Here is a 236-nt window from a genome sequence, read left to right as displayed (position 1 = left end):
CCAGGCTGGTTTACCTCCGCTATCCTTTGACTGATGTCCGCCATGTTCAATGTACCTAGAACTGAATAAAGGTACGCCACCATGATGACGAAAAAGGACGAGGAAAGCACATTGACGATGATATACTTCAATGATTCCCTCAGTTGGATTTTCGTCCCCCCCAGTACAAGCAGCACGTAAGAAGCCATCAGCATGACTTCGAAAAAGACGAATAGATTGAAAAGGTCCCCCGTAAG

1 protein-coding gene is annotated in these 236 nt (G+C 46.2%); it reads right to left on the bottom strand.

The genetic code is table 11. The features are described 5' to 3' along the window. Positions 1 to 236, bottom strand: a 236-nt coding sequence (locus SB773_RS34605; RefSeq protein WP_410595069.1) for a proton-conducting transporter transmembrane domain-containing protein, incomplete at both ends; no start/stop codon positions are given.

It is taken from the genome of Bacillus sp. SIMBA_074, from assembly GCF_046534555.1.
In the GTDB taxonomy this organism is placed as follows: domain Bacteria; phylum Bacillota; class Bacilli; order Bacillales; family Bacillaceae_G; genus Bacillus_A; species Bacillus_A mycoides.
This window is presented reverse-complemented; position numbering and strand designations above follow the sequence as displayed.